General features: G+C 43.9%; 12 protein-coding genes. 7 read left to right on the top strand and 5 right to left on the bottom strand.

Annotated elements, in window-relative coordinates; genetic code table 11:
- Positions 1-124 precede the first annotated feature (124 nt).
- From F9817_RS16640 to radD, 4 genes are all read right to left on the bottom strand, one after another.
- Positions 125-1,483, bottom strand: a complete 1,359-nt coding sequence (locus F9817_RS16640; RefSeq protein WP_161157287.1) for an ATP-binding protein — start codon at positions 1,481-1,483, stop codon at positions 125-127.
- A complete protein-coding gene (locus tag F9817_RS16635; RefSeq protein ID WP_161157286.1) occupies positions 1,473-2,132 on the bottom strand; it encodes a response regulator transcription factor in 660 nt (219 codons plus the stop codon). Before F9817_RS16635 ends, F9817_RS16640 begins: the two co-directional genes overlap by 11 nt.
- Positions 2,133-2,135: 3 nt before the next feature.
- The gene (locus F9817_RS16630) at positions 2,136-2,528 is read right to left on the bottom strand and encodes a PepSY domain-containing protein (RefSeq protein ID WP_161157285.1); all 393 of its coding nucleotides are present in this window, start codon (positions 2,526-2,528) and stop codon (positions 2,136-2,138) included.
- A gap of 134 nt (positions 2,529-2,662) precedes the next feature.
- On the bottom strand, positions 2,663-4,420 hold the full coding sequence (gene radD / locus F9817_RS16625; RefSeq protein WP_161157284.1) for a DNA repair helicase RadD: 1,758 nt from the start codon (positions 4,418-4,420) through the stop codon (positions 2,663-2,665).
- Positions 4,421-4,505: 85 nt separating this feature from the next.
- On the opposite strand from radD, the gene rsuA reads away from it, so the two are divergent.
- The 3 genes from rsuA to F9817_RS16610 all read left to right on the top strand — a co-directional run bounded on the left by rsuA (position 4,506) and on the right by F9817_RS16610 (position 7,370).
- Positions 4,506-5,201 (top strand): 16S rRNA pseudouridine(516) synthase RsuA, encoded by a 696-nt coding sequence (rsuA, locus tag F9817_RS16620; RefSeq protein WP_161157283.1) that lies wholly within the window; start codon positions 4,506-4,508, stop codon positions 5,199-5,201.
- A 310-nt stretch (positions 5,202-5,511) separates the two neighbouring features.
- The gene (locus F9817_RS16615; RefSeq protein ID WP_161157282.1) at positions 5,512-6,711 is read left to right on the top strand and encodes a Bcr/CflA family multidrug efflux MFS transporter; all 1,200 of its coding nucleotides are present in this window, start codon (positions 5,512-5,514) and stop codon (positions 6,709-6,711) included.
- Positions 6,711-7,370 carry a DUF2913 family protein gene (locus tag F9817_RS16610; protein WP_161157281.1) on the top strand — a complete coding sequence of 220 codons (660 nt, stop codon included), beginning with the start codon at positions 6,711-6,713 and terminating at the stop codon, positions 7,368-7,370. The genes F9817_RS16615 and F9817_RS16610 overlap by 1 nt, the downstream gene beginning before the upstream one ends.
- Positions 7,371-7,499: 129 nt before the next feature.
- Here the strand turns inward: F9817_RS16610 and F9817_RS16605 are convergent, their stop codons facing one another.
- Entirely contained in the window at positions 7,500-8,951 is a 1,452-nt protein-coding gene (locus F9817_RS16605) for a DUF2867 domain-containing protein (RefSeq protein ID WP_161157280.1), read from the bottom strand.
- A 418-nt stretch (positions 8,952-9,369) separates the two neighbouring features.
- Here F9817_RS16605 and F9817_RS16600 point away from each other — a divergent pair, with 418 nt between their 5' ends.
- The 4 genes from F9817_RS16600 (at position 9,370) to nhaA (ending at position 15,141) form a co-directional block, all read left to right on the top strand.
- On the top strand, positions 9,370-10,041 hold the full coding sequence (locus F9817_RS16600) for an ABC transporter ATP-binding protein (protein WP_161157279.1): 672 nt from the start codon (positions 9,370-9,372) through the stop codon (positions 10,039-10,041).
- Positions 10,022-12,496 (top strand): ABC transporter permease, encoded by a 2,475-nt coding sequence (locus tag F9817_RS16595; protein WP_161157278.1) that lies wholly within the window; start codon positions 10,022-10,024, stop codon positions 12,494-12,496. Before F9817_RS16600 ends, F9817_RS16595 begins: the two co-directional genes overlap by 20 nt.
- Positions 12,496-13,620: a lipocalin-like domain-containing protein gene (locus F9817_RS16590; protein ID WP_161157277.1), complete on the top strand. Its 1,125-nt coding sequence runs from the start codon at positions 12,496-12,498 to the stop codon at positions 13,618-13,620. Before F9817_RS16595 ends, F9817_RS16590 begins: the two co-directional genes overlap by 1 nt.
- A gap of 351 nt (positions 13,621-13,971) precedes the next feature.
- A complete protein-coding gene (gene nhaA / locus F9817_RS16585) occupies positions 13,972-15,141 on the top strand; it encodes a Na+/H+ antiporter NhaA (RefSeq protein WP_161157276.1) in 1,170 nt (389 codons plus the stop codon).
- Positions 15,142-15,233: the final 92 nt, after the last annotated feature.

The raw sequence follows: 15,233 nt of genomic DNA, 5'->3' as shown, positions 1-15,233 counted from the left end.
TCAGCACAAAGCGTCAAACAAACCGATAATTGAGTGTGCTCTTTTATTGGTCGTCCACAAACGTTGATTGACCGTGCAGATACCCCCAACAACCTGCCAGTTGTTGGGGGATTTTTATATCTGCTTATTTGATGCCTGCTAACTTAAGACGTAACGTCGCTTTTAAGCCGCCGAGCTTGGCTTTTTCTAGTGTGAGTTTGCCGCGATAGCTATGTGCCATTTCACTGACGATGTTCAATCCTAATCCCGTTCCTGGAGTAGTTTCATCCAACCGAACACCACGCTGCATCGCTTTTTCCATCGCTTCTGTTTCAATACCTGGGCCATCATCTTCTATACAAATGTTGACCCAACCGCTTTGCTCCGTGTCTTCGCTGTAAACACGGATCAGAGATTGAGACCATTTGTATCCGTTTTCCAGTAAGTTACCTACCATTTCATCAAGATCGGATTCTTCCACCGCGACCTGCAATTCAGATTCTAGCTCATTGACTAAGGTAATTTCTCTTTCGGCATACACTTTATCGAAGGCCATTGAAATAGCATCAATACGTTCACTGGGGGCTGTTTTGACCGATAAAATGTTGGTCGAGCCTGCCATACGTGCTCGCCCTAAGTGGTAGTCAATCTGTCCTTGAATCTGCGCTACTGGCGCTGACAGACGCTGGTATTGATCGTCATCCAAGCGGTCGACTTCGTTTTTAAGCACTGAGAGCGGTGTTTTCAAAGCATGTGACAGGTTACCTGCGTGATTTCGGGCACGATCCAGCAGTTCTTGATAGTGAAAGAGTAAAGCATTGAGGTCATCCACTAATGGCGAAATTTCTTGTGGATACGTGTCGTTTAACTCTGATTGCTCACCTTTACGAAGCGCAGCCAATTCTCTTTGCATACGCCTTAGCGGTAATAAAGACCATGAAACTTGGATGCTGATGAGCACTAAAATGCCAATAAACAGTAGGCCTAAAATAATCCAAAGCTGGCCCATCACTTGCTGCAGCGTACTCTGCAGTGGGGCTTGATCCATACCAACGGTAATATTAATCGCGTGACGAAATTCGGGTAAGTAAATACTACGGTTTAATGTAATCAACGGTTCATTCCGCGCACCTTTGGTAACCGTTTTCAATCCGTCTTTTTCTGTGGTTAATGTTTGATCCCAAAGAGAACGTGAGCGAAGGGTGTCATGCCCCATATGGATAGTCCAATATAACCCACTGTATGGCTGACTATAACGAGGATCGGAAAGGCGAACGGGGAGGGTAAGCTGGCCATTATCATTCGCGCCTAAATTGGCGGTGATCTCATCCATCGCTAGGCTCATTTGGTCTTGAGCATCTTGTACCAAATAGTGCTTTACCAAATTAGGGATAAGGTAACCCGCAGCCACTAACATAACGCTTAACCATAAAGCAGCCGCCCATAGGAGGCGGCTTTTTATACTGAGTTGATGTTTACGTTTTGCTTGAGTTTTATTCTGCATGCAATTGATATCCTAAACCGCGCACGGTTTTGATGACATTAGGGGCAAGCTTTTTTCGTAAGCGCCCAATAAACACTTCAATAGTATTGGAATCGCGGTCGAAATCTTGTTTGTAAATGTGTTCAACCAGCTCTGTGCGCGAAATGACTTTATCTGGGTTGTGCATAAAATAAGCGATGACTTTATATTCTAGAGCCGTAAGACTGATTGGCTGGCCTTGCCAAGAAACTTTAGAACTGCGTGTATCCAAACTTAACGCTCCTACTTGCAATACCGGAGACGCATTACCAGAGGCACGACGTAACTGTGCCCGAATGCGAGCAATCAGCTCCATCATTTCAAATGGTTTCGTAAGGTAATCGTCAGCGCCAGCGTTTAAACCTTCGACGCGTTGAGTCAGATTATCGCGTGCGCTTAAAATAACCACTGGCGTATTAATATTTTCATCACGAATACTTTTTAATACCGTTAAACCATCGAGCTTTGGTAGACCGAGATCCAGAACAATGACATCCCATTCCTCGGACGTAGCGCGATACAAAGCATCGATCCCATCTTGTGAGAGTTCAGGAACCCAATCGTTTCCTTCCAAAGTTTGTATAATTTGTTCGCTTAAACGAACATCATCTTCAACAACTAAAATCTTCATGGTTTATCTTTTTATTAGTTCAATAACGTTTTTGCCACGAATCGATATCATGTCCAGATTACGGGCGTTATATTCCACTTTGTATACCTTATTTTGGTAGACAAGCTTTAATTCGTACACCCAAAGGTGACCTTCTTTTTCTAACTCTACTTTTATCACACGACCAAAGAGTTGCGCATCGACCGTTTGGTAAAGTTCAGAGAACGGTCTAATTTTCCCTTCTTGCACCGCTTGATACACTTCGCGCTGCTGCTCATCAATGTTGACTTGAGCTCCTGGGGGATGAATGTTCTGTGCAGGTGGTGGAGGGGGCATTGCACCTTCCGCCCAAACGGGAAGCGATAAACTGGTTAGCACCGCAACGAACGACAAGGAGGCGATTGTTTTCTTCATCATAAAAACCCCGGTTATTCATTGGATTAAACGGTATTGTGCCACAACATGAAATCTGTGACGCTGAATTATTAACCTTAGTTTAACGCCGTAAATATGAATAGGAGCTGAACTATAGAGTCATTTTAGCGAAACGCTTATTGACGATGTAATAGAGATTCATCACTCGGGCGTTCAAACAACTTGTCACGAATCACCCAAAATCGACCATTTTTGCGTGCGATGATGATTTCTGGTGGTCGAAAACGATGTTCATGTGAGGCGATTTTGGTTGGTGCGGTATCGGTAAACGGGCGATGCCTATCCACTAGATGAGGATTCACAAACCGTTGGAGAAACTCATTTTTTTGTGTTTTATTGGTCAGTTGCCAAACGTCACTGATTTCGGCCCCTTGGTCGCTCACGTACGTGACTTTTAGCTGAGGTTTACCGAATTTGTTTTTACCTGGTTCCATGCGTAAGTCGACACAATTCATAATCAACGCATCTTTTAACTTCAATGCTTCGCGGAGTTTTTTATCTGGGTCCACTAAGACGGCGTCGCACTCGTGACAGCGTCGAGCCGCAATGTCATTATCGGCGCCACACTCGGCACAAAATTTAGCGCGAAAGCGGTAGCCGCACTCTTCTCGTTCACCCGTGTCTTCATCTTCAAAATAGCCTTGGCAGCGTCGGCCATAATGTTCAATTAAAAAGCCGTTACTATCGAGTTTGCCCCAGAAGTTATTGTTAAAGCCGCAGGCAGGGCACGGGATGGTGACGATTTCGCTATCTGAGTCAGGTTGAGGTTCGCCCACTTCAGGTTGAAATAGGTCGTAATGGTTTCCTGCGTATTCCAATACCAAACATTCGCTTTTACCTTCGGCCAACCGTAAGCCACGGCCAATAATTTGTTGATATAAACTGATGGATTCTGTTGGGCGTAATACCGCAATGAGATCAACATGCGGGGCATCAAATCCAGTAGTTAACACTGACACGTTGACTAAGTATTTAATTTCTTGGCGTTTAAACGATTCGATAATAAGGTCGCGTTCATCCGTCGATGTATCACCAATCACCAAAGCTGCATTTTCATCCGTTAAGTAACTCATGATTTCTTTGGCATGATCGACGGTAGAAGCAAAAATCATAACGCCCTGTTTATCTTGAGCGTACTCGGTGACTTGTTCGATGATAGCCGGTGTTGCTCGCTCAGATTTGCGCAATACCGAGTTCAAATCCGCTTCACGATAGTACCCATTGGCAGAGGGGCGAATGCTGGAAAAATCATAGCCTATGACTGCCATATCAAGGATTCGGGCGGGAGTGAGAAAACCTTCATCCAATAAATAGCGAATAGGTAATTCGAAAATACAGTCGCGGAAAAAACGATCTTGCTCAGTACGTACTTGTCCACGGGTATGATATTTATAAATCCAGCCCATATCTAAGCGATAAGGGGTTGCCGTTAAGCCGAGAATCTTAATATTGGGGTTAACGGCTTGGACATGCGCAATGGCTTTTCGATAGGTACTGTTTTCGTTATCTGGTACGCGATGGCATTCATCAATGACCAACAAAGAAAACTCTTCGGCAAAGGCATCAAGGCTATTCGCCATTGATTGCACCGAGGCAAAAACGACTTTTTCATCCGTCTCTTTACGGCCTAAACCGGCTGAAAAAATAGCGGCTTTTAATCCGTAACTTTCATATTTGGCGTGGTTCTGCTCAACCAGCTCTTTGACATGAGTCAGCACCAAAACGCGACCACGCGCTAGGCGGGCGAGTTCTGCTATCACCAAGCTTTTGCCTGCACCTGTGGGTAATACGATGACAGCAGGAGTGTCATGCTCACGAAAATAGTGAATAACGGCTTTAACGGAGTCGCTTTGATAAGGGCGAAGTGTATACATGTGCCTCGTAAATATTTATGTGAAATAGCTCAACTAATTAAGTTTGGGTCTGTATAATACCCGACTCAAAGCAAATGAGGTATGCATGCGATTAGATAAATTCTTATGTGACGCCCTAGGTGTTACCCGCAAAGAAGCCACTAAGTTACTAAAAAGTTGTGAAATCGAGGTTGATGGTAGCGTTGAGAAAAAAGGTGCCACCAAACTAAGCGATGATAATGAAGTGATGTGGCAAAACCGCGAGCTGGTTTTGTCTGGACCGCGCTATATCATGCTTTATAAACCACAAGGTTTCGTGTGTACTCGCGTTGATGACTATAACGATACGGCATTTTTGTTGTTAGATGAAGTGAATGATAAAGATCTTCACTTTGCGGGTCGCTTGGATGCTGATACGACAGGCCTTGTCCTTGTAACTGATGATGGTCAATGGTCTCACCGTATTACATCGCCAAAACATAAATGCGATAAAACATATCGTGTTTGGTTGGCTGATCCTGTGCAAGACAACTATGTCCAAGCATTCCAAGAGGGTATTGAGTTACGTAATGAACGTGAAAACACATTGCCTGCGGAACTTGAAGTCATTGATGAACAAGAAGTATTACTCACCATTCATGAAGGAAAATATCATCAAGTAAAACGCATGTTTGCCGCTTTAGGTAATAAAGTCGTTGGGCTACATCGCGAACGGATTGGTGATATTGTTCTCGACCAAGATTTAGAGCCGGGCGAGTATCGGTATCTTACCGAAGACGAAATTGCTTCGGTCTGGAAATAACCACAAATATTATGTTGTTCGAATCGTTCGAATAACTTAACCAAGCTGAACGGTTTCAATTCATTTAATAAATAATAATATACCTAAGTAGTCTCTAGATGCTGTTTCAGCGAGAATACATTAGCCTTAAATAAGGCTTTGAATCCTCCATCTAAAGAGCTCTTGGGTATAATTATAACAACACCTTTTTATACAAGGGACGATTGCTTTAGCCAGTCGCCCCATAAAGTCATGCAATATTGAGGAACACCTCAATCTCAGCGAAGTGACGTTGTTTCACTATTTCGCTTCTTTTTCACAATGGAGAGTTATGCGCTCAACAACTTCTGATTCTCATTCCCATATTGGGTTGTTAATGTTTATTGCACTGGGGGCTATTGGCGCCCTGACCCCACTTGCAATCGATATGTATTTACCAGCAATGCCTGCCATTGCAAAAGACTTTGGCGTGAGCCCCGGTGCTGTTCAAGTAACGCTGACTGCGTATACCGCAGGGTTCGCAATTGGTCAATTGATCCATGGGCCTCTAGCTGATAGTTATGGTCGTCGCCCAGTGATGATTGCTGGGATCTTTTTCTTTGCGTTGGCCGCAATTATTAGTGCGACATCGACGAGCATTTATGAGCTGACTTGGGTTCGCGCAGCACAAGGCTTTGCTGGTGCTGCGGCAGCCGTCATTATTCAGGCTGTTGTCCGTGATATGTTTGACCGCGAAGATTTTGCCCGCGCGATGTCTTTTGTGACCTTAACGATTACATTAGCACCGTTATTAGCACCAATGCTTGGTGGGTATTTTGCAATTTGGTTTGGTTGGCGTTCTATTTTTTGGGCGCTGGTGATCTTCGCATTTTTAGTGATTGTACTTGTTCTGTGGCAGATCCCAGAAACATTAAAGCCAGAGAATAGGTTGCCATTGCATTTGGGCAGTACACTGAAAAATTATTTCAGTTTATGTCGTAATAAAGAAGCGATGGGGCTGATTTTTTCTGGCGCCTTTTCTTTTGCCGGAATGTTTGCATTTTTAACCGCGGGCTCTTTTGTCTATATCGATATCTACGGTGTCACGCCCTCAGAGTTTGGCTTTTTATTTGGTTCCAATATCATTGCGATGATCGTGATGACGATGATCAACGGACGTTTGGTGAAAAAAGTCGGTTCTCATGCCATGCTTAGATTCGGCCTGACGGTACAGTTGCTCGCAGGTATTGGCCTATTTATTGGCTGGTGGCTTGGCGCTGGTATTTGGGGGACAGTTCCTTTTGTTGTCTTGTTCATTGGAACCATCTCAACCATTGGCAGTAATTCAATGGGGCTACTATTGAGCGGTTATCCACGTATGGCCGGAACGGCATCTTCTCTCGCTGGTACGTTACGTTTTGGTACCGGTTCATTGATTGGCTCATTAGTGGCCGCTATGCCCGACCATACCACTTGGCCTATGGTGTTTGTGATGGCTGGGTGTTCAGTTTTATCAGTAACTTGCTATTGGATATTTGGAAGAAAAGCATAGTGACAGAGTATTATTTAGAAATTCAAAATGTGGTCAACACTGCCTTAGCTGAACTTGATGCAGAGCATCAATCGGGTAAGTTGGCGAATGCACCTGTAGCAAATAATCATTTTTTAGTGCGTTGGGTGACTAAAGCGCTTAAAGGACAACGTTTCCATCGTTGTGTCGGCGATGATTTAACTCGCTGGCAAAAGGCAGGGCGATCAAAAGGTAACTATGCCAACTTGTTACCGACATTTCAGCGAATTGCCGCTTTTTACGCACAGTTTTTTGCTAATGCTGTAGAAACAATCGTTACTGATCAACAGATTGAAGCCTTTCTTGATCTGATGGAAAGTGCTGATTGGGAAGTGTCTACATCTGAACCGATTGTCGGGCAGGGCAAAGTACAAATATTTACCTCAGGACAAAACTCTCTGGCACTGTGTGCCGACCAATGTGAATCATGTTTTGATGGTGAACGTTTGGTTAAACCGATGAGTTGGTTTGTGCGTGGCAATCATAATCAATTTATTGAGTTGGCCTCACAAGCTGGCTTTATGGTGCACAAGCGCACTGATTACAAATCAAACGTAAAATATCACGGTGAATATGTTGTTTACCCTGCTAACCAAGGTTTGCAGTTAGCTGAAATCCCGCTAGGGTTTCAGGTTAAGTAAACCGTTCCCAAACGACGTTAAGAAGCAGAAATACGCTTGTTGATGAGCTCATGAAGCTCAAATACATTCTTGCAGCAACAGCATCTTGACGTGACTGGTATCTGATGCCGCCATATGTTGGCGGCATTTTTATCGCTGTGATTTGGCTTTATCTAACGCTAATGCTTTTTTCTCGATGGCTTTGACCATGCCGCGGAAAATAAATAAGTGGGCAGGCATCATAGCAAACCAATACAATAAGCCTAAAAAACCTTTTGGGTGCCACCACGCCCGAATATCTATACTGCGCTGCTGTTCCTTGTTATCGATACGAAATTCCAACCGGCCTAATCCCGGTGCTCGCATACCAAAGAAGAGCGATAGAAAGGCATTTTTTTCACAGCGGATCACTTTCCAAGAGTCAATAAAGTCACCGACCTGTAATTCTGGCCCTGGTGGTGTACGTCTTACCGGACGGCCAGCGCCCACAAAAAGATCGAGCCATTCTCGAGTACGCCACAAAATATTGGCAAAAAAGTAACCCACATTTGGGTGGCCAATTGTCTGGATGACTTCCCATAATGATTCAGTGCTCGCTGAAGTCGTGAGTGTTGCCCCGGCTTGTTTAGGATAGAAGCCGAACCCAGATTGCCAACGTGTCAAAGCTGTTGGATCGTATCCCCACACCTTACTGCGCATGAACAATCCTTCTTTTTCAATGGTCGCTTTTACGGCATCGCGATAGGTAGTAAGAGGTTGAGGATAGCGTTCTTGAATCGGGCGCGAATCAGCGATGTAATCATGCGACAGCCCGTCGAGTAATGCGCTACCAATATTTTTGGGCACGGATGTAACGAGAGATAGCCAGTAAGAGGCCATTTTAGGGGTTAATAATCGAGTTGACCACAAACGAAACGGTCGGTTAGCGAGTTTGCAAATAATCGCAAATTGCTCACGATAACTAAGCACCTCTGGACCGCCAACTTCGAAAATTTCATTCTCTTCGGGAACATGATTGATTAAACATAAGAGATAGTAATTGAGATCATCAAGTGCAATCGGATTTGCTCTAGAATCAACCCATTTAGGCGCGATAAGGATGGGTAAGTTATAAACAAAATCTCGCATGATTTCAAAGGCAGCGGATCCGGGGCCAATGATGACACCCGCTCTTAATTCGGTCACTTTAACGCCACTTTGGCGTAGAATATTGCCCGTTTCTTTACGTGCTTGAATGTGCTCTGATGAACCTGAAGGAGGCTGAATAGCACTTAGGTAAATCACATGCTCGATTTGGCTTTTTGCGAGCGCATCGCGCACATTTTGCGCTAGTGAGAGCTCATAACTCAAAAAGTCATAACCTTTGGCCATGCCATGAACGAGAAAAAAGACCAGATTATAATCCATGATGGTGTTATCCACAGCGTGTTTATCGGAAAGGTCGAGCTCAGTAATGGTTAGGCGAGGGTGGGCATGAAATCGCCCATGAAGAAAAGCAACATTACGCGCAGTAGCTGTGACCCTGTAACCTTGTTCAATGAGGAGCGGGACCAACTGTGATCCTACATATCCTGAGGCACCGAGTACTAATATTCGTTTCATTCGTTGTCCTTGTGTTGCCAAATCTCACCGCTTGGTGAACAGTGTAGCACGCACTATCGAATCTATTACTGACAAATCAGTATCTTGCTTGATTCGTTTGTTATTTAGCAATTCCTCATTGAAAAGGTGTCAATAAGTGATAAAGGTAATCTAATTCCTTGTCCATGATAAGGAGAAGTATGTTAGGATTTGTGCTCAATGATCATTGCTAGCCTAAGTAGCTAGCAAGGCACCCGAACTACTTTGTAATCTACATTGGTCGTGACACAAAATGGGGCATAGACCCTATAAATGGCGAATATTTTTCCACTTAAGTGCAAAATATTGCATATAATGTGATCTGGACTGCAAATTACTTTCTCCGAAACGTAATTTGGTGTAGATTCTGCACCCGTTAAATCAGATTGCGAGAGTATTAATGTTACAACTAAAGGACCTATCCAAAGGATATGTAGACGGCGATGAATTTCATCCAGTGCTACAGGGGGCTCAGTTAACATTAAACCGAGGCGATCAAATTGCACTAATGGGTGAAAGCGGCTCTGGAAAAAGTACGTTGCTTAATCTCATATCTGGTCTCGATATCGCTGATGCAGGTGAGATTTGGTTTGATGATTTTGCCTTACACTCTTCATCTGAAAAGAAGCGAACCGAATTTCGTCGTAATAATATTGGCCATATCTTTCAGCAGTTTAACCTGCTGCCAACACTTAATGTCGCAGATAATATTCGCTTTTGCCGCCAGCTAAAAGGTTTACCGCATGATCCGGGGTTGTGGCGTCAAATTCTTACTGCTCTCAATCTGATGCCTTTATTAGGACGTTATCCTGAAGAAGTTTCTGGTGGTCAGCAGCAACGCGCAGCGATAGCACGCGCATTGTATATGGAGCCTCGTATCTTGCTCGCTGATGAACCGACAGGCAGTTTAGATGAGCGTAACGCAGAAGCTGTGATGCGTCTGCTGACTAATCTGGCACGAGAAGTGGAATGTACACTTTTGTTAGTCACTCACAGTGAACAAGTGGCCAAACATATGGACGGGCGCATTAAGCTGCAGGGAGGTCAGTTACATGTTATGGCCAGTAGTTAAAGCGCTGCTGGGTCACTACCGCCGGTATCCCCTGCAAATCATTTTGGTGTGGCTCGGACTGACTTTAGGTGTGTCACTGTTGTCCGGCGTTACCGCAATTAATCAATACGCCAAGCAATCCTACGAACACGGTGAAAAACTTTTTGCAACGCCTTTACCATACCGTATTCGTCCTCGTTATTTGGCCGGACGTGTGCCACAAGACCTTTACGTTAATTTGCGCCGAGCTGGTTTTAGTCAATGTGTGCCTTTTGATAATGCGACGCTAACGACTCGTAAAGGTGTCGACATCAATTTAGTGGGTATTGATCCGGTGGCGATGGTGCCCTTAAAGAAGGGGTTGTCGTTAAACCATTTATCCACACTACAGTTAATGTATCCACCACATCCCATTTTGGTGAGTGCCGACCTAGCTAAACTACAAAGTTGGCAAGATGGCGATTTTATTACTCTAGATGATGGTACCCAATTGGGCCCCATCATGATTGATACTGTCGGTTTGGTTAAAGGCACTCATATGGTGGCGGATATGTCATTGGTCCGTCATTACAAACATCATATGGGTCTATCCGAAATTGGTTGTGGAGAGATGACCAAGGCTGAGTTGGAATCACTCAAGCAGCAAATACCTGAAACCATGGTGCTTTCCCGCACAGTAAAAACCGAATTATCGGCACTCACGAACGCATTCCATCTTAATTTAACTGCCATGGGCATGTTGTCATTTTTGGTCGGGATCTTTATTTTTTATCAAGCGATGTCTTTATCGTTTGTTCAGCGCCAACTTTTGGTTGGGATGTTGCGTCAAGCTGGTGTCACGGATTTTCAGTTAGCTAAAGCGTTACTTGTTGAGTTGTCTTTGCTGATATTGGTGAGCTGGATATGCGGTAATATGTTTGGTTTAATGCTGGCTAATCGCCTGATTCCATCAGTATCTGCCAGTTTACATGATTTGTACGGTGCCAATGTTGGCCTCGCGATCCATTGGCAATGGAGCTGGAGCTTATATAGTTTGGTGATGGCTGTCATTGGTGCGCTTGGCTCATGTGCTTGGCCGTTGTGGCGCCTATTAAAGTCGCAACCGATTCGCCTAACAGCGCGACTTTCTTTAGTTCGTTTTGCTGGAGCCGAATTTACTGTGCAAGCGATTCTCGCCGTTGTTCTGGCAATGTTGGCTTTTGCTGTTTATCAAGCCCCTAAAACTCAAGCACTTGGGTTTGTTCTAATTGGCTTAGTGTTATTAAGTGTCGCTCTATTTACTCCCTATGTGGTTTGGAAGATTTTCGATTTCCTTTCTTACCGGCTTTTTTGGGTGAAAGTGCGTTGGTTTTTTGCTGATGCCGCTGCAAGTATGAGTTATCGTGGTGTGGCCACAATGGCATTTATGATTGCTATGGCGGCGAACATTGGTGTCGAAACCATGGTTGGCAGCTTTCGTAACACTACAGACCATTGGTTAAGTGATCGATTAGCGGCAGACCTATATATCTATCCTACCAACAACAGTGCGACTCAAGTGAGCAATTGGCTAGAAAAACAGCCAGAGGTTAAAGCAGTTTGGTGGCGTTGGAAGAAAGATGTCGCTACTTCAACGGGCACGATTCAAGTGGTGAGTACGGGTAACTCTGAGCAAGAACGCCGCTCCTTGACCATTAAAACTGCAATTCCGCAGTATTGGTATTTCACTCATTCAGCTAAAGCGTTGATGGTGAGTGAATCAATGGCGATCAAAAATCATATCCGGCCAGGTGATTTTATCGATTTACCATCACCACTCGGTCCACGTTGGTTAGTCACTGGTGTGTATTACGATTACGGTAATCCATATGGTCAAATTATGATGTCTCAATACCAATGGATGTCTGTATTCACTGGCGTAGGGGATATTTCACTCGCTGTTGTTACTCAGCCAGACAGCGCAAAAGATGACCGTAGTGCCGATATGCAAGAACTCAAACAGAGGTTGTATGCTCGTTTTCATTACGATGTTGAGCGAGTCTATAGCAATCAGCATATCCATCAGCAAGCAATGAAAGTATTTGATCGCACATTCGTTATAACTGATACATTCGGCAACATTACGTTATTGATTGCAGTATGTGGCATTTTTTTCGCCACTTTAGCCGGAGAAGTATCGCGCCAACGGCATGTGGCTCTTTTGCGTTGTTTAGGCGTTTCAGCGAAAGAGTTAGTTTTTGTTGGAGCACTACAGTTATTTGTCTTTTGGGCGATTGCGTTACTTATTGCAGTGCCTCTTGGGATAATGTTAGCTAACCTGATGGTCGATGTACTCATTAGAGATTCTTTTGGCTGGACCATGCAAGTACAGTTAGTGACCAGTAAATATATCGAAACCGCGTTATTTTCCATGTTAGCTCTACTTGTCGCAGGTGCTTTGCCTGTTTTACGTTTAGTCCGTAAATCGCCGATGACCTCACTAAGGGACGCTCTCTAATGAAGTTTTTCCGTCGTAATAGCTGCGTACCTGTGGTTATCGGAATCATCGTTCTGTTTTTTGTTGCTCTTGCTTATTTACTGTGGTCAACAGGGGCTGGGCTTCTTACTGGATCTTTGCATTCTAAGAAGGCAGAAAGTTTTTTCTTAAACCAGCAGCACTATCAACAAGTGATGCCCGATCATCCTGTGGTTCTGCCGGACGATTTTGCGTTTCATCCCAGTTTTCAAAATGAGTGGTGGTCTTTTGTTGCTAATGTGGAAGATGAGCAAGGTAACCGCTATGGAGTGCACTGGAATTTGATGCGCCTAGCTCATGATGATCGTAAATCAGTAAGTTGGGATCATCCTCAACTGTATTTGGCACAAGTCGCTATTTCCCATAAACATCAGGTTTGGTTCGATCAGAAATTGGCACGTGGCGGTATTGGCCAAGCAGGATTTCAGCGTGAGCCGTTTAAACTTTGGATTGATAATTGGTCTTTAAACGGTAAAGAAGCCAATCCGTTTCCCGGTGAACTGAATACGAATACCGATCAGGTATCTCTTCAGCTCGGCTTGGCTTTAAAACAGCCGATTCAACTTCCGGGCGAACAAGGATACCAACATATTGAGCCGTCATTATCCGCTGCTCTGTATGGATTTGATGTTCCTCAAGTTGCTGTTGCAGGCAAAATTCGTATCAAAGGACAGCGCAAAGCTCTAAGGGTTCATGGTGTTGCTTGGATAGGTAAGCGTTGGGGTAATAATTTTGTGTTGGAATCTAATCGCCATTGGGATTGGTTAGTTTTTCATATCCAAAATGGCATGACACTAACCGTGACGCGTTTTCGTCAACAGGTTCAGGCACCAAGATTTTTTGGCACGATCACCTCGCCACAAGGAGAGAGTATCGCGCTGACTCAAGACGATATGTCTATGATACCAACACTTAATACGACGACAAACGGTCATTTAGTGCCGACCCAATGGCATATCAAAGTCCCGAGATATCATATTAATTTTACAGCAACTGCTGTGAACGCCAATATGTGGTTTCCATATGTTGTTCCATACTGGGAAGGTCCTGTTAATGTAAGCGGTTCCCACAACGCACGTGGATTCATGATCTTATCCGGTTATTAATGTGCTTCTCCTCCCACTTTTTACTCAAGTATTAATGACGCTATTGTCGATAATAGCGTCTTGTTCTCAACTATTGGTTAAGCATAGTGTAATCAGTTATTAATAATTAACTGTTTATAATACCCAATAAAATCTCACCTTTTTATTACTTTTTGACCTGATATTACTCATTCTCAGCCATCTGCTTTGATGGGAATTTAATCAAACCAGTATAAATATCGTAATATATGGCCTTATTTATCGGTTATTCCGAGGTTTAAGTTCATTACAAGCGATTATTCACCGCTCTATTAAGCAGCTACACTTTAGTTATCATCATGTTACAAAACTAATAATGAATAGGTGAATTGGATGGTTGCATCTGTAAAGAAGTTTTTTCAAATGGAGTCAGCTGGAGGAGTTCTACTCGTTATCGCTGCGATTATCGCAATGTTTGTGGCTAATTCCCCTCTTGCCAAAGCGTATTCAAGTACATTGCATACCTATGTGTTTGGTATGTCTTTATCTCATTGGATTAACGATGGCTTAATGGCGGTATTTTTCTTATTAATCGGTTTAGAAGTCAAACGTGAATTGATGGTTGGAGCGCTGAAATCAAAAGAGACGGCCATTTTCCCAGCCATTGCTGCGGTCGGTGGTATGCTGGCTCCAGCGTTAATCTACTCACTTTTTAACATGCAAGACCCACAGGCTATTCAAGGTTGGGCGATTCCCGCTGCCACCGATATAGCATTTGCTCTTGGTATTATGGCGTTATTGGGGAGTCGGGTGCCAACCAGCTTGAAGGTGTTTTTGCTTGCTTTGGCGATCATTGATGACCTTGGCGTGGTGGTGATTATTGCGCTATTTTACAGCAGTGATTTATCAACGGTAGCGTTGGCTGTCGGTTTCGCTATGACCGCATTGCTGTTTTTATTAAATGCGAAGAAAGTTACCCACTTAGCGCCATACCTGATCGTTGGTGCAATCTTATGGGTTGCGGTACTGAAATCTGGCGTACATGCGACTTTAGCAGGTGTGGTGATTGGCTTTGCTATTCCATTAAAAGGAGAAAAAGGTGAGCATTCCCCACTCAAGCATTTAGAGCATGCGCTGCATCCTTATGTTGCTTATGGGATATTGCCTTTGTTTGCCTTTGCAAACGCAGGCATTTCACTAGCGGGGGTCTCATTAAGTGGTTTAGCATCAACGTTGCCGATGGGGGTTGCGTTAGGGCTGTTTATTGGTAAACCTCTGGGCATTTTCACCTTCTGCTGGGTTGCGCTAAAAACAGGGTTAGCAAAAATGCCCGACCGTGTGCAGCTTAAACAGATATTTGCTGTTTCTGTTTTGTGCGGTATTGGTTTTACGATGTCGATTTTTATCTCATCACTTGCGTTTGGTACTGCATTAGAAAGTTACGATACCTATGCACGTTTAGGCATCTTAATGGGCTCAACATCAGCAGCTGTGATTGGTTATTTTCTATTAAGTGCGTCATTGCCCAAAAAAGTAACAGCAGAAGCGTCTGTTACTGAATAAAATGACCTCTATCACTAAATTAAAATGAAGCGCAATGTCGCTTCATTTTTTTTTGTTTTATTAAAATAGGCGTATTGGGTGAAATTTAACCA

Origin of the sequence: Vibrio eleionomae, assembly GCF_009874545.1 — a bacterium.
GTDB classification, from domain to species: domain Bacteria; phylum Pseudomonadota; class Gammaproteobacteria; order Enterobacterales; family Vibrionaceae; genus Vibrio; species Vibrio nitrifigilis.
The sequence above is the reverse complement of the archived record's forward strand: the minus strand, read 5'-3'. Positions and strand labels throughout refer to the sequence as shown.

Coding starts and splice junctions, on each gene's coding strand:
- F9817_RS16605 (WP_161157280.1), bottom strand. CDS start 8,951: ATGAAACGAATATTAGTACTCGGTGCCTCAGGATATGTAGGATCACAG.
- F9817_RS16640 (WP_161157287.1), bottom strand. CDS start 1,483: ATGCAGAATAAAACTCAAGCAAAACGTAAACATCAACTCAGTATAAAA.
- rsuA (WP_161157283.1), top strand. CDS start 4,506: ATGCGATTAGATAAATTCTTATGTGACGCCCTAGGTGTTACCCGCAAA.
- F9817_RS16630 (WP_161157285.1), bottom strand. CDS start 2,528: ATGATGAAGAAAACAATCGCCTCCTTGTCGTTCGTTGCGGTGCTAACC.
- F9817_RS16600 (WP_161157279.1), top strand. CDS start 9,370: ATGTTACAACTAAAGGACCTATCCAAAGGATATGTAGACGGCGATGAA.
- radD (WP_161157284.1), bottom strand. CDS start 4,420: ATGTATACACTTCGCCCTTATCAAAGCGACTCCGTTAAAGCCGTTATT.
- F9817_RS16590 (WP_161157277.1), top strand. CDS start 12,496: ATGAAGTTTTTCCGTCGTAATAGCTGCGTACCTGTGGTTATCGGAATC.
- F9817_RS16595 (WP_161157278.1), top strand. CDS start 10,022: ATGTTATGGCCAGTAGTTAAAGCGCTGCTGGGTCACTACCGCCGGTAT.
- F9817_RS16635 (WP_161157286.1), bottom strand. CDS start 2,132: ATGAAGATTTTAGTTGTTGAAGATGATGTTCGTTTAAGCGAACAAATT.
- F9817_RS16615 (WP_161157282.1), top strand. CDS start 5,512: ATGCGCTCAACAACTTCTGATTCTCATTCCCATATTGGGTTGTTAATG.
- nhaA (WP_161157276.1), top strand. CDS start 13,972: ATGGTTGCATCTGTAAAGAAGTTTTTTCAAATGGAGTCAGCTGGAGGA.